Genomic DNA, 14456 nt, shown 5'->3' with positions numbered 1-14456 from the left:
GTAAAACTACTCTCCTCGAGCAAATAATTTATCTAGTTGAGATAATGGAAATGCACGCCAAGTTGGACGACCATGGTTACATTGACTGGCAAATTCGGTTTGTTCCATTTGGCGAAGTAAAGCGTTCATTTCTGAGAGGCTAAGTTGTCGATGTGCTCGCACTGCCCCATGGCATGCCATACCAGCTAACAGTTCATCACGCTTTTGCAATAATCCTTGAGCTTCATCATTTGGATCTAAATCATTAAGAAGTTCAGGAATAAGGTTTTCAAAATCTGCTTTTTGCAAAATAGCCGGCACACCACGCACAATGACTTGCTCATCGCCATATAAATCAATTTCTAGCCCCAAACGCTCAAGCTGAGGCTTTAAGTCTTCGACCCGTACCGCTTGCATACGACTAATTGAAATGACTTTAGGTATAAGTAACTGTTGAGATGTCCAAAACTCAGGTTTATCCCAAGCATTTTTCATTTGTTGCAGCAAAATACGTTCATGCGCTGCATGCATATCAACAATAATCAAACCTTCAGTATTTTGCGCCAGAATATAAATTCCATGAAGCTGAGCAATTGCGATACCTAATGGAAATTCATCTACTTTAGCAACTGGTTCAACATTTTCATCAACTGAAAAATTGGTAGCAGGTTGATCACGTAATGGCGCCAAATAAGTCTTTAATGCATTATTTAACTGCGCAGAACCATTATATTTTGGAGTTTGTTCTGCATAGTGAACAGCTTGGGGACGACTATTATTAAAATCAGTTAAAAGCTCAGTCGAAGGTTGAGAACTATTCGGCTTATCTAGAGTTGTATCAACAGCTTGCTCTGTACGATGTAATGTGAATTGTTCTTGATATTTAGGCTGAGGTTGTACCGAAAGATTTTGAGTATCATCTACTTTCATGGCTTGTGCCAAATCAGCACTAGCGGTCTGAAATTGTGCTAACGTTTCTTTAGCATAATGTCTGACAAACTCATGTACTTCTCGTTGATTTAGAAAACGAATCTCATGTTTCGTCGGATGAACGTTAACATCAATATTTTCAGGGTCGACTTCTAAGAAAAGCAAATAAGATGAATGCTGATGACCATGTAAAATACCGTCGTATGCCATTCTTAAAGCATGTGAAATGGTTTTATCTTTCACAATTCGGCCATTTACATACACATATTGTAAGTCTGCTTGAGCACGTGCATCAGAAGGATGCCCTAGCCAACCTGACAAACGCATGTTAATACTTTCGGCATCGATCCAGTAAGCATTTTGAACAAACTGTTGACCCAATAATTGCTGTACACGCTGAAATCTTAATTCCCCGCTATCTGCTATTGGTAAATTAATTCGAATATTGTCATTGTGCTCAAGTACAAAACGTATATCAAAATGTGTTAGCGCCAAACGACGTACAATTTCTTCAATATGCCCAAATTCAGTGGTTGGCTTTTTTAAAAATTTACGACGAGCAGGTACATTAAAAAATAAGTCCTGAACTCGAATATGGGTGCCCTTTTGTGCAGCAACAGCTTGGACTTGTTGATGATCAAAGGCTGTACCATTCACCTCGACCTGATGACCAATTCCGCTTTCATCTTGGCTACTGGTTAAAGTCAATCGTGAAACTGCAGCAATAGAAGCAAGTGCTTCACCACGGAAACCTAAGCTCACAATCGCGTGTAAATCTTCTGCTGTTTTAATTTTACTGGTTGCATGGCGCATCACTGCCAATGGTAAATCATCAGGATGAATTCCATGTCCATTGTCAATAATTTCGATTAATGTTGAGCCGCCTTGTGCAATCCGCACAATTAACTCAGTTGCACCTGCATCAATTGAGTTTTCTAATAATTCTTTTACGACCGATGAGGGACGTTCAATCACCTCACCAGCAGCAATCTGGTTGGCTAACGCGGCGTCTAATGTATGAATACGACGTTGTGTTAGCTTTTCATCAGTCATGAAGCTGTTCCTGCAAAGTCTGGTACAAATGCTCTGTTGGTAAAGTTAAAGTGACGAAACGATTGAGTTCATCATCTGATTTTTGAATATCAATAACGATATCTGCCTCAGGGATTTCGTCTCCACCTTTTGATGGCCACTCAAATAAAAATAGTGCATCCTGAATATCTAAATAATCACGGATTCCCATTAATTCAAGTTCGTACGGATCATTGAGACGATATAAGTCAAAATGAAAAATTTCTTTATTATTGATTTTATATGGTTCAACCAACGTATATGTCGGACTTTTAACCGAACCTTTATGCCCTAGAGCTTGCAAAAAATAACGGGTTAATGTCGTTTTACCGGCGCCCAAATCTCCAATCAGATAAATCACGCCAGCTTGAACATGCTGCGCCAATGCCTGAGCTAAACGCTGGGTATCTTCTTCATGATTTAAGACCATTTTCAATGAATACGACATAACACACTTAACATGATTCAAAATAATCGATATGATACCATTGCCCTGCTTTAAAGCCTACTTAAGTGCTTAAAGTTGGCTTTTTTTACATCACATTTATTAAATATTGACACACTTTTATGTCTAGCCCGATTGAATTTTTCCCACCTATGATTGATGGCGTAAGCGCAAGCCAAGTCTATCTTCCTCCACAAACGACAGTACAAACCATCTATCAATTTCTTTGTGAAAACTTTCCTCATATAAAAGCAATAGAGTGGCAGCAACGTTTCCAAGATGGACTTATTTATGCACAAAATGGCAAAAAATTAACATTAGACAGCCCTTATATAGCAAACACGCATATTTTTTATTACCGATTCCTTGCTAACGAAGTACATGTTCCCTTTGAGCATCAGATTTTATTTGAAAATAATGATTTGCTGGTTGTCGATAAACCCCATTTTTTAACGATTAGCCCAACAGGGCAATATGTCCAAGAAACGTTATTGGTGCGTTTAAAAAAACAAACGGGCAATGAGTTTTTAACACCAATCCACAGACTAGACCGTGAAACTGCCGGTGTCGTTTTATTTTGCAAACGACCACAATCACGTGGAATTTACCAACAGTTATTTGCAGATCGCGAAGTTCATAAAATTTACCATGCAATCGCTGCCTATAAAGCTGAATTAAGTTTCCCTCAGATATTAAAATTGTATTTAGATAACGGCACGCCCTTTTATACAATGCGCGTTATTCCCCATACTAAAACCAATACCGAAACTAAAATTGAGCTGCTTCAGCATAATCAATCTTGGGCTAAATATTGTTTAACGCCAACCACCGGCAAACAACATCAACTCCGTGTTCATTTAAATCATTTAGGTATACCGATTAAAAATGATCCGTTTTATCCCGTAGTTCAACACAAAGCCGATGATGATTTTTCCCAGCCCTTACAGCTTCTAGCTAAGCAAATTTCTTTTATAGACCCGCTAACAAAACAGAAAATGGTTTTCAATTCACAGCTTGAATTGACACTGTAATCTCATCGTAATGACAAAAAGATTATTTTTTATGCTGAAAGACATTGAAATTACATTCCGATGGTTTAAAATAAATCCCTAAAAATTAAAAATCATTTGGTTTTGTTATTCATGCGAAAAACAGAAGTTTATCAGGTTCGACTTGACTCCCAAGAGAAAAAACAGGCTTTTGCTGTTTTTAAACAATTGGGAATTACCCCTGCCCAAGCGGTACGACTGTTCTTTAAACAAGTCGTCTTAACTAAATCTATTCCTTTTGCTATCGAAAATCAGAACATTAATATGGAACAATTATTAAAACTGAGAAAAGCAAAAGCAACTTCATTAAATCAGAACCCTTCAAATTTAAATGAAGATGATGACCATGAAGATTTATTTGAAGAGCTAAATGCACTATTAGGTGAAAGTGACAAAACTTAACGGTGTTGCATTTTTAAACAACTTTTAACGTCAATTGGCGTCTTTTTTAGTTATGCTCTCTTTGTAAAAATATAAACATAAATACAAGGAGCGCCTAATGATTGTAAGACGAGCGACCTATGAAGATCTAAGTCAACTTGCTGTTCTATTTGATGAATACCGTCAATTTTATGGTGCATCTTCTAATCTTGATGAATCACATCATTTTTTAAAACAACGTTTTGAGAATAAAGAAAGTGTGTTTTTCATCCACATTAAGGATGAAAAAATCACAGGTTTCGTTTTGCTTTATTTAGGTTTTTCTTCAGTTGCTTGCTCTACTTACTATATCTTAGATGATGTCTATGTTACCCCTATGTTCCGACGTCAGGGTTCAGCAAAACAGCTCATTGATACAGCTATTTTATTTGCAAAACAAGAAAATGCTTTACGTATTAGTTTAGAGACTCAAACGAATAATCATGAATCTCACCGTCTCTATGAAAAAATGGGATTTATTCGAGACAGTGAATTTCAGACATTCCATTGCTTTCTTAAATAATATTTTGAGCGAGTTGCTTTTCCTGCTCCGACAAATATACCCAATTCCCTTCCTCAATCTCAGGTAAGACCAATTGACCGATTTGATGTCGATGTAATTTTTCGACTTTATTGCCCACAGCTGCAATCATTCTTTTGACTTGATGATAAACGCCTTGATGAATGGTCATTGTTAATTGATGAGACCCTAGCAGTGCTACATCTGTCGCAGCAAACACACCTTTTTCTTGGTGTAAATTAACACCCTGAGTAAGCATTTCAATTTGCTCAGGTGTGACTGAATCAATAGTCGTAACATGATAAACCTTTGGGACATGTTTACGAGGATGAGTTAAAGCTTGTAAATATTTACCATCATCAGTGAGTAAGAGTAAGCCCGTTGTATCTTGATCTAAGCGGCCAATTGCTTGCACACCCCGTTGAATCATGATTTCAGGCAATAAACTAAAAACACTTTGATGATGCTGAGGATTGTGTGAGCACTCAAAACCTTGCGGCTTTTTTAAAGCGAGGTAAACTTTTTCCCGATATTGATAAGTTTCCCCAAACAAAGAAAATTCTAAATTTTCAGGAGAAAACTGTTTTTTGAGATCAATGACAATCTCTCCCTCAATACTTACAGAACCATTTTTTATTAACTGCTGGCAATATTTACGTGAACCAAGCCCTTGTGATTGCAAAATTTTTTCCAGCAGCATAAAGCTTTCTCTTTAGAACTAAACCATTATTTTAACTCAGTTTCAGAGCTTTATTACGTTTTTGCTTTAACAACTTTGTTCTTAACTTCCATCATCTTCAAATTATTCTTCAATGACTCGATAAATTTTTTCGTTTTGCTCACTTTCAAATAATAATTCTGTTGTAGGCAAAATGATCTCATTATCCACAATAATATGTTCGATACGCTGACTTAACTTTAAAGGCTCATTTTCATGTTCAACTAAATTTTTCTTCAATTGTGCTTTCGCATCATAAATTTTGTCGAACTGATCTTTAATCTTGATATCTATAATATCCATATGGCTGACCCTGTAGTTATAAGTATTGATTATTTTTTATATCATAATCTCTCAAACGAATGGTCTTTTAAGTTGTTAATTTATATAACATTGTGACCAAGCGTAACTAAAAATAAAACTCCTTATCATTGAGTCATATACATTAATTTTTTTCTTGCAACCGCTTCATTTAAACTATTCCACGTTTAAAAAGCGCTCACATTTTGGCTCTTAATTATTATACAATTCAAATTATTTGCTTTTCTTGCCGCTTCTCATGCTCGCCCAATTTGATGTTAATTTAGTTGTCTTATTAGTTCTACTTATCTGCGGTTTACTAAGTCAAAATGCAGCTGTAACGATTGCCGCAGGCATCTTAATCGTCATTAAAATCACACCATTAAATCAATTTTTTCCTTATATTCAAGCTCATGGTCTTAACCTAGGAATTCTCATTTTAACCATTGGCGTACTGACTCCAATTGCCAGTGGTAAGCTTAGCGGAGAGAGTATTTTAAAATCCTTTATAAGTTTTAAATCTTTGCTGGCTATTGCTATTGGTCTACTTGTGGCTTGGCTAGGTGGACGTGGTGTGAAACTTATGTCAAGCCAACCTGATGTTGTGGCAGGCTTACTTATTGGTACAGTTGCGGGCGTTGCTTTACTCCGAGGCGTCCCTGTTGGTCCCCTGATTGCTGCAGGCTTGCTGTCCTTATTCATTGGTAAATAAAATTATAGATATTAAAAAGGTGCTTAATCGCACCTTTTTAACACTTAAGCTCAATTAATTTTTTATCCAGAATAATAGGCATTACGTTTTAAAGAGAACTTTTCTAACTGCTTTAAAAATCCTTCAAAATAGCTCTTCTCTTTTTCTTCAGTTCGGTAGCCTGCATATAATGTACGTCTTAAACCCGTTGCAGAAACACAGTCTAAACGGCGGCTAGTTACCCAACCCTTTTGTTCATATTCATTCACTACCCAGTCTGGTAAAGCAGCAATGCCTCGACCGCTCGCTACAAGTTGAATCAACATTTGCGTTAAATCTGTAGTTCGAATCTGTTTTGGTTGAATATTTGCCGGTATAAATAGTTTCGACATAATATCTAAACGGTGCTTATCTACCGGATAAGTAATGAGAACCTCTTCAGCTAAATCTTGAACTGTAATATGTTCAGCACGAACCAATCGATGAGTATTTGATAAAACCAAACGCGACTCATATTCAAAAATTGGAAAATACTCGATTCCTTTTAATGCGATCGGATCGGCTGTAATAAGTAAATCAAACTCACCATTTTGTAAAAGCTCATGTGGATTTGCTTCAAAGCCCGAAGCAAAGTCTAAGTCTACGTCTGGATACTGCTGTCGATATTGATTTAATAAAGGCATTAACCAGTCAAAACAGCTATGACATTCTGAGGAAAAAATAATTCTGCCTGTTTGCCCATGAACAATTCGCGTAATGTCACTTTGTGTGATCTGAATTTGTGGTAATACATCATCAGCCAATTTGAGTAAACGCTGCCCAACATTTGAAAAACTAACAGGTCTACTTCGACGATTCACCACTTCTACACCATACCAATGATCTAATTCTTTTAATTGGTGAGAAATAGCAGACGGTGTTAAACACAGATCATTCGCAGCCGCAACAAGTGAACCATGTTCACGTAAAGCAACCAAAGTTTTAAGATGACGAATTTCTAACATGGGCAAAAGCCTGAACAAATAGATTTATCTATACATTTTTCAACTTATCTGTTATTTGACAGCAATTAGAGTCAGTTTAGATAAATCACCATTAATGAACAGTATTCATCTTATCACAATATTAATTAATTTGTCTCAACATGAACTTTACTTAATTCTTTTTATAAGAAATGAATTTTCATAAATATAAAGGTAAATATTTTTATTAAATAGAAATTAGTGAACCTTTTATATAGACAAAGAAAAAGGCCTTATGGCCCTTTTCATTTCATCATTGTGCTTTTGCTTTAGGAAATGCCTGCTCAAAATCGATGAGCTTAAAGCTTTTTACCAAGTCATCTTGCCCATACGTTACTTCATAAGAGGTTTCTTTCCCACTAAAATATGCTTCAGTTGGTGTTCCAAATACTTCCCATAACCCAAATGAGGCAACATCTGCTATGCCATGGCCAAATGCTCGGCTTACTTTAGCCCATTTTGGATAACCTTGCTGGAAAGTATAAATTTCGACTCTTGTACCATCACGATATTCGGAAAGTACAGGTGCTCCAAACTCGGCAATAACATAATTGCGAGAACTCCCCGGATTAAAAACATTTAATTTTTTTTTTCTTGGTTGATTCCCCGCCATAAAGACTGAGCAACCAGACATAGATAACATAACCAAGCCCAGAAGGCAGGCAATACTTAATTTTCTCACGATTTAGATTCTCTATTTCTTAAATATTTATACAACTTATTGTAATGCCTAAAGTATTACGTGCTTATCATATATAATTTAATAAAAACTTTCGATAAATTATTCAATATAAAGATAAAATGTTATTAGTTTAAATATGCAAACTTCCTCTCGAGATTCTAGTTTTTTATTATTTTGATCTCTTTTTTCCCTTATACTTTCTTTTTTGAGTTTCCTTTTATTAATTTATTATGGCGTCACCCCAATCCCCTTCATCTTCTCCTCAAAACTACTCGCTCTTCTTGGCAATTTTTTCACTCGCAGTAGGCGGTTTCTGTATCGGCACTACAGAATTTGTCGCAATGGGTCTTATTCAAGAAATTGCACACAATTTAAAGATCACAGTACCTGAAGCCGGGCATTTTATTAGCGCTTATGCATTAGGTGTTGTAATTGGCGCCCCGATTATTGCTATTTTGGGCGCTAAAGTTCCTAGAAAGTCTCTATTGCTTTGTCTCATGCTGTTTTATGGGATTGCTAATGCCTGTACAGCTTTAGCACATACGCCAGAAACAGTTTTAATTTCTCGTTTTATTGCGGGATTACCTCATGGTGCATATTTTGGAGTCGGTGCCCTTGTAGCTGCTGAACTCGCAGGCCCTTCACGAAGAGCTTCAGCAGTTGCACAAATGATGATGGGTTTAACAGTTGCTACTGTTATTGGCGTACCTTTAGCTACATGGTTAGGCCAACATTTTGGTTGGAGAGCAGGTTTTGAATTTTCAGCAACAATTGCATTTTTTACTTTAATTGCCGTAGCTTGCTTTGTACCGAATATTCCAGTTCAAGCTACTGCCAGCATAAAAACAGAATTAGCTGGGCTTAAAAATATAAATATGTGGTTAACCCTTGCAGTCGGCGCAATTGGCTTTGGGGGCATGTTCTCGGTATATAGCTATGTCTCACCAATTCTCACTGAATACACTAAAGTTAATATCCAGATTGTTCCTATTGCATTAGCGCTGTGGGGCATCGGGATGGTGATTGGTGGGTTAGCCGCGGGCTGGCTTGCAGATAAAAATCTCAATAAAACTATTGTGGGCGTACTTATTAGCTCAGCGATTGCATTCGTAGTTGCAAGCTTTCTGATGAGTAATATATATAGTGCTATTGCTTCTTTATTCCTAATCGGACTTACCGTGATGGGTTTAGGTGGAGCTTTACAAACACGCCTCATGGACGTTGCAGGCGATGCCCAAACCCTAGCAGCTTCACTTAACCACTCCGCCTTTAATATGGCCAATGCATTAGGAGCATTTTTAGGTGGTTGGGTACTGAGCCATCAGATGGGCTGGATTGCACCGATCTGGGTAGGTTTCGTACTAAGCCTTGGTGGTCTTATTATCTTGCTCATCGCATTTGCTGTAGAAAAAGCAACTCAAAAAGCCTGATTCTCATTAGGCTTTTTTAATAAAAATACTAATCTGTTAACTTTTCACCACAGTGTGGACAATAGCATTTCTTCTCTCTCACAGATTCTTTTTCTTCTAATACCTTTTCGCGCATGATTTGGATAATCAGATTATGCGCTTGTTCTTTCGGTAGTCCCACTTTTTGTCGAATACGTTCTATTTCAGCTTCATCATGCATGATGTCAATACCACGCACTTGAAGTAACTCACGAAACTCTTGTTCAAGGCGCTGATTCCGTTGGTTAAGTTCATTGGCTAAACCGGAAGCTAAAATCCCAGCCGGTAAAGCAGCAATCCCTACCCCTAAAATTGTAATTAAAGCTCCTAGTAGTTTTCCTAAGCTGGTCACAGGTGTGACATCGCCGTATCCAACTGTGGTTAAGGTAACGACCGCCCACCACATTGCTTTAGGAATAGAGCTAAACGCTTCTGGTTGCGCTTTATTCTCAACCACATAAATACCAGAGGCAGTCATAATAATCATAATGATTAAAATAAAAATCACTGCCTGAAAAGAACCTTTTTCTCGCTTAATAACACATAGCAATATTTGCAAAGAAATAAAATAGCGAGTTAATTTTAATAGTCGAAGTAATCGTAAAATTCTAAGCATACGAAGGTCTATTCGTACAAAGAAATTTAGATACGCCGGCAAAATTGCCATGAGGTCAATCAGCGCTTCTCCGCTTTTCATCCATGCGAAACGCTGCTTCCATGCAGCTTGTGTAGGATCACGCTCTACTACACTCCAGAGGCGTAAGAGGTATTCAATACTAAAAATCGTGATTGAAATATTTTCAAAGTAGTCAAACCATATACGATAGCTGTAATACAGATCGTTTACAGTTTCTAGCAATACCGCAATGACATTCCCAATAATTAAGAAAACCAAGAAGTAGTTAATACACCTACTGACTGTTGTTTCGTAATCATGATCATGAAGGTTGTTATAGAAGAATTTACGTAATCTCTTCCAAGCTAAAATTCGCATACAGATCTGAGCCACATGATATTGAACATATATTAAGCTCACATACTTAAATTCACCACTATAAGGACCAATAAAATATTTTATTAATTGTATTAACTAAACAATCATAAATAATATTTCATATTTTCTAATTATATTTTAATGAGCAGCAACATATCTAAACTGATTTTCTTCCCACCATTGCACATCATAAATACCTGCATGTGACTTCAAAATGACGTTAATATAATTTTGAAGCAGCATAATATGGTGAGTAATATCTAATTTTCTAAAAAGAAATCTTCTCAAAATTGGCGTATTTGGTGAAATGAATATCGCAAAGCCATTACTATATTCTTCATAAACACTAATACCGATATACATCGTGATCTCAGGTAATGGTACTTCTATTTCCCACCCCCAGCGTTCAGCATTTAATTCAATACTTAAGTGATATCTATTTTTCAATATACTATAAATATACTGTGCAATATCTTCCGTTTTCTGTACTAACGTATTTCCGTCTTCTGCTGATAAATTTTGATCATATAGCTGATAATCATCAAATTTAAATTCAACAATTGTCTTTAGCATTTTTAAGTTCCATATATAAAATACCCATGTTCTTTTTAATTATTTTTAAGTTCATCCAATTATTTTAAAGCAAAATCTTCTTTAATATCTAGCGTTATATTTATTTTTACATTTTATAGGAATAAAACTTGATTAATTCATTACTTTAATATTTAAAATATGCACTAATTCTCATTAAAATAAAAAAGGAGCTGAATAATCAGCTCCTTTTTTGTACTAAATCGACTTATTAAGTCAATTGAGCAGCAGCAATTTTCTTAGTATCTACTTTATCAGCAGCATTTGTATATTCGCCCATTTGGTCGAAATTCAAATATTTGTAGATGTCAGCAGACATACTGTCAATTTGAGCTGCGTATTGTTGGTATTCTTCTGGAGTTGGTAACTTACCAAGTACAGCAGCAACAGATGCAAGCTCAGCAGATGCTAAGTAAACGTTAGAACCTTGACCTAAACGGTTAGGGAAGTTACGTGTAGAAGTCGAAACAACAGTTGTGTTCGGCGCAACACGTGCTTGGTTACCCATACATAATGAACAACCAGGCATTTCTGTACGCGCACCAGCACGGCCATAAGTGTTATAGAAGCCTTCTTCCATTAACTGATGTTCGTCCATACGTGTTGGTGGAGCCAACCATAAACGAGTTGTTAATGAACCGCTTGGTACTTTCTCAAGTAACTGACCAGCAGCACGGAAGTGACCAATGTTAGTCATACAAGAACCGATGAATACTTCATCAATTTTGTCGCCTTGAACGTCAGAAAGAAGTTTTGCATCATCTGGATCGTTCGGGCAGCAAAGGATAGGTTCTTTGATTTCTGACAAGTCAATTTCATACACTTTAGTGTATTCAGCATCTGCATCAGCTTTAAGTAAGCTTGGGTTTGCTAACCATTTTTCCATGTTTTCAACACGACGAGCCATCGTACGTGCATCACCATAACCTTGTGAAATCATCCACTTAAGCATTGTGATGTTAGAACGTAAGTATTCAGCAACTTTCTCTTCAGAAAGTGTGATTGCACAACCAGCAGCTGAACGTTCAGCAGAAGCATCAGAAAGTTCGAATGCTTGCTCAACTGTTAAGTCAGTTTCCATTTCTGTTAAGTCGATTTCTAAGATACGACCAGAGAAGATATTCTTCTTACCTTTTTTCTCAACAGTAAGATCGCCTTCTTTGATTGCATAGTAAGGAATCGCATGTACAAGGTCACGTAAAGTAATACCAGGCTGCATTTTACCTTTGAACTTAACAAGAACTGATTCAGGCATATCAAGTGGCATTACACCAGTTGCAGCAGCGAAAGCTACAAGACCTGAACCTGCTGGGAACGAAATACCAATTGGGAAACGAGTATGCGAGTCACCACCAGTACCTACTGTATCTGGAAGAAGCATACGGTTTAACCAAGAGTGGATAATACCGTCACCTGGACGTAAAGATACACCACCGCGGTTCATGATGAAGTCTGGAAGTGTATGTTGCATTTGTACGTCAACTGGCTTTGGATAAGCAGCAGTGTGACAGAAAGACTGCATTACCAAGTCAGCAGAAAAGCCCAAGCAAGCTAAGTCTTTTAACTCGTCACGAGTCATAGGACCAGTTGTATCTTGAGAACCCACTGTAGTCATCTTAGGTTCACAGTAAGTACCTGGACGGATACCTTGACCTTCTGGAAGACCACATGCGCGACCAACCATCTTCTGAGCTAAAGTGAAACCTTTGCCAGTGTCAGCTGGTTGTACTGGAGTACGGAATAATGTAGATGGAGCTAAACCTAAAGCTTCACGTGCTTTAGCAGTTAAGCCACGACCAATGATCAAGTTAATACGACCACCAGCACGTACTTCATCTAAAAGTACTGGAGTTTTAAGTTCAGACTCAGCGATTTGTTCGCCATTTTTGAACGCAGTAACTTTTGCAGCAGCATGATCGATTTTAAGAGTAACTTCGTCACCCATGTTCATGTTAGAAACATCGATCTCTACTGGTAATGCACCAGCATCTTCCATTGTGTTAAAGAAGATCGGAGCAATTTTACCGCCTAAACACACACCACCGTCTTTTTTGTTTGGAATGTGAGCGATTTCATCACCAAAGAACCAAAGAACAGAGTTTGTTGCAGATTTACGAGATGAACCTGTACCAACAACGTCACCTACATAAGCAACTTGGTTGCCTTTAGCAATAAGTTCTTTAATTTGGCTTAATGGACCAACTTCACCTGGTTTTTCAGGGTTGATACCATCACGCTCGTTTTTCAACATTGCATTTGCATGCAATGGGATGTCTGGACGGCTCCATGCATCTTGAGCTGGAGACAAGTCATCAGTGTTTGTTTCACCTGTTACTTTGAACACAGTGATTTTGATTTCTTCTGGTACATCTTTACGACTAGTGAACCATTCAGCATCAGCCCAAGACTGTAAAACAGCTTTTGCATTAGCATTGCCAGCTTTAGCTTTATCAGCTACGTCATGGAACGCATCAAATACAAGTAATGTTTTTTTCAATGCTTCAGCAGCTAAGCTTGCTAATTCAGCATCATCTAGAAGCTCAACTAAAGGCGCTACGTTATAGCCACCAAGCATCGTACCTAGTAAATAAACTGCACGTTCTTTAGAAACTAGCGGAGATGTCGCTTCGCCTTTTGCAATCGCTGCCAAGAAAGCTGCTTTTACGTAAGCTGCTTGGTCAACACCTGCAGGAACACGGTTTTCAAGCAAATCAACCAAGAATGCTTCTTCACCTGCCGGTGGGTTTTTTAATAACTCAACAAGTTGAGCAGTTTGAGCATCATCAAGTGGCTTCGGTGGGACTCCGAGTGCGGCACGTTCAGCAACGTGTTGGCGGTAAGCTTCTAGCACGGTGTTCATTCCTCTTTTTTTAAAAAATTACTTGTAAATTCCAGCTTTCACAAAGCTTCACAAGTAATATGGACTACAAAATTTTACTAGAGTTCAAGCCAAAAGTTAATGAGCGCGGGGTGTTTCTCCGTGATGCCCATTATTTTGTAACTAAATACCCCTGTATAAATAATGATCTTAATGACTGGTTTATGATGCGGTATTTTGAATTTAAAGAACACTCCACCTTAGTGGAGTGTTGACGATGTATTAATCACTTAGAACTTTTTATAGTTTGGCATTTTGTCGTGTGGTGTAACCAAGCACTCATCTGCCATTTGTTTTCTAATTTTTTCTTGCAGGGCTTCTGGATTAGTTTTTAATTCATCTTGTGGAATAGCATAAACTTTTTCAATAATATTCAAGATGAATTTTTTGGTGATCTCATCTTCGATTTTATTTGCATGTTCAATCGCTTGAGACTTTTCAATTGCTTGCTGACGGTCAAATACAATACTTCTAGCCGCATTCCCAACACTGGTACAGAAGCCATGCCATTGTTCTTCAGGTGTTAAAGGTTTTTTCTCTGTACAGCCGACTAACAACATTCCCATCAAAACAAATAAAAATTTTTTCATCATTACTCTACACAGACTATGCTGCCAACATCATACTGAATCTGACAGAGTTTGCAAAAACTGCTATAAAAAAACCGAGATATAAACTCTCGGTCCTTTATATGTAGTGTGAGAAATACACATTTCTT

General features: G+C 37.3%; 15 protein-coding genes. 5 read left to right on the top strand and 10 right to left on the bottom strand.

The window, feature by feature from the left end; genetic code table 11:
• Nucleotides 1-6: 6 nt before the first annotated feature.
• Both mutL and tsaE read right to left on the bottom strand, forming a co-directional pair.
• On the bottom strand, nucleotides 7-1962 hold the full coding sequence (gene mutL / locus J671_RS13590) for a DNA mismatch repair endonuclease MutL (protein WP_022575518.1): 1956 nt from the start codon (nucleotides 1960-1962) through the stop codon (nucleotides 7-9).
• A complete protein-coding gene (tsaE, locus tag J671_RS13585; RefSeq protein WP_002049012.1) occupies nucleotides 1955-2428 on the bottom strand; it encodes a tRNA (adenosine(37)-N6)-threonylcarbamoyltransferase complex ATPase subunit type 1 TsaE in 474 nt (157 codons plus the stop codon). Before tsaE ends, mutL begins: the two co-directional genes overlap by 8 nt.
• Nucleotides 2429-2547: 119 nt before the next feature.
• Between tsaE and J671_RS13580 the strand changes: the two genes are divergently transcribed.
• From J671_RS13580 to J671_RS13570, 3 genes are all read left to right on the top strand, one after another.
• The gene (locus tag J671_RS13580) at nucleotides 2548-3456 is read left to right on the top strand and encodes a pseudouridine synthase (RefSeq protein ID WP_031982595.1); all 909 of its coding nucleotides are present in this window, start codon (nucleotides 2548-2550) and stop codon (nucleotides 3454-3456) included.
• 111 nt (nucleotides 3457-3567) lie between these two features.
• Nucleotides 3568-3876, top strand: a complete 309-nt coding sequence (locus tag J671_RS13575) for a type II toxin-antitoxin system RelB/DinJ family antitoxin (RefSeq protein WP_002049033.1) — start codon at nucleotides 3568-3570, stop codon at nucleotides 3874-3876.
• A gap of 97 nt (nucleotides 3877-3973) precedes the next feature.
• On the top strand, nucleotides 3974-4417 hold the full coding sequence (locus J671_RS13570; RefSeq protein ID WP_002049009.1) for a GNAT family N-acetyltransferase: 444 nt from the start codon (nucleotides 3974-3976) through the stop codon (nucleotides 4415-4417).
• Here J671_RS13570 and J671_RS13565 read toward each other — a convergent pair.
• Nucleotides 4410-5114, bottom strand: coding sequence for a pseudouridine synthase (locus tag J671_RS13565; RefSeq protein WP_031982594.1), 705 nt, complete (start codon nucleotides 5112-5114; stop codon nucleotides 4410-4412). The genes J671_RS13570 and J671_RS13565 overlap by 8 nt on opposite strands.
• Before the next feature lie 102 nt (nucleotides 5115-5216).
• The gene (locus J671_RS13560; protein WP_002049030.1) at nucleotides 5217-5435 is read right to left on the bottom strand and encodes a hypothetical protein; all 219 of its coding nucleotides are present in this window, start codon (nucleotides 5433-5435) and stop codon (nucleotides 5217-5219) included.
• Between the two features lie 256 nt (nucleotides 5436-5691).
• Here J671_RS13560 and J671_RS13555 point away from each other — a divergent pair, with 256 nt between their 5' ends.
• Nucleotides 5692-6144: a DUF441 domain-containing protein gene (locus tag J671_RS13555; RefSeq protein WP_002049035.1), complete on the top strand. Its 453-nt coding sequence runs from the start codon at nucleotides 5692-5694 to the stop codon at nucleotides 6142-6144.
• 62 nt (nucleotides 6145-6206) lie between these two features.
• Here the strand turns inward: J671_RS13555 and J671_RS13550 are convergent, their stop codons facing one another.
• Together J671_RS13550 and J671_RS13545 are read right to left on the bottom strand one after the other, a co-directional pair.
• Nucleotides 6207-7127, bottom strand: a complete 921-nt coding sequence (locus J671_RS13550) for a LysR family transcriptional regulator (RefSeq protein ID WP_002048985.1) — start codon at nucleotides 7125-7127, stop codon at nucleotides 6207-6209.
• 271 nt (nucleotides 7128-7398) lie between these two features.
• The gene (locus tag J671_RS13545) at nucleotides 7399-7827 is read right to left on the bottom strand and encodes a hypothetical protein (RefSeq protein WP_212752945.1); all 429 of its coding nucleotides are present in this window, start codon (nucleotides 7825-7827) and stop codon (nucleotides 7399-7401) included.
• A 230-nt stretch (nucleotides 7828-8057) separates the two neighbouring features.
• Here J671_RS13545 and J671_RS13540 point away from each other — a divergent pair, with 230 nt between their 5' ends.
• A complete protein-coding gene (locus J671_RS13540; RefSeq protein ID WP_031982591.1) occupies nucleotides 8058-9257 on the top strand; it encodes an MFS transporter in 1200 nt (399 codons plus the stop codon).
• A gap of 28 nt (nucleotides 9258-9285) precedes the next feature.
• Here the strand turns inward: J671_RS13540 and J671_RS13535 are convergent, their stop codons facing one another.
• From J671_RS13535 to J671_RS13520, 4 genes are all read right to left on the bottom strand, one after another.
• Nucleotides 9286-10269: an ion transporter gene (locus J671_RS13535; RefSeq protein ID WP_031982589.1), complete on the bottom strand. Its 984-nt coding sequence runs from the start codon at nucleotides 10267-10269 to the stop codon at nucleotides 9286-9288.
• 138 nt (nucleotides 10270-10407) lie between these two features.
• Nucleotides 10408-10842, bottom strand: coding sequence for a hypothetical protein (locus J671_RS13530; protein WP_031982588.1), 435 nt, complete (start codon nucleotides 10840-10842; stop codon nucleotides 10408-10410).
• A 229-nt stretch (nucleotides 10843-11071) separates the two neighbouring features.
• Complete coding sequence (locus tag J671_RS13525) at nucleotides 11072-13711, bottom strand: bifunctional aconitate hydratase 2/2-methylisocitrate dehydratase (RefSeq protein ID WP_002049011.1); 2640 nt, start codon at nucleotides 13709-13711, stop codon at nucleotides 11072-11074.
• Between the two features lie 257 nt (nucleotides 13712-13968).
• The gene (locus tag J671_RS13520) at nucleotides 13969-14331 is read right to left on the bottom strand and encodes a hypothetical protein (protein ID WP_031982586.1); all 363 of its coding nucleotides are present in this window, start codon (nucleotides 14329-14331) and stop codon (nucleotides 13969-13971) included.
• Nucleotides 14332-14456: the final 125 nt, after the last annotated feature.

The organism is Acinetobacter sp. 1130196 (assembly GCF_000588095.1).
Lineage (GTDB): Bacteria > Pseudomonadota > Gammaproteobacteria > Pseudomonadales > Moraxellaceae > Acinetobacter > Acinetobacter nosocomialis.
Note: the sequence above shows the minus strand (reverse complement) of the source record. Positions and strands in the feature narration are given on the sequence as shown.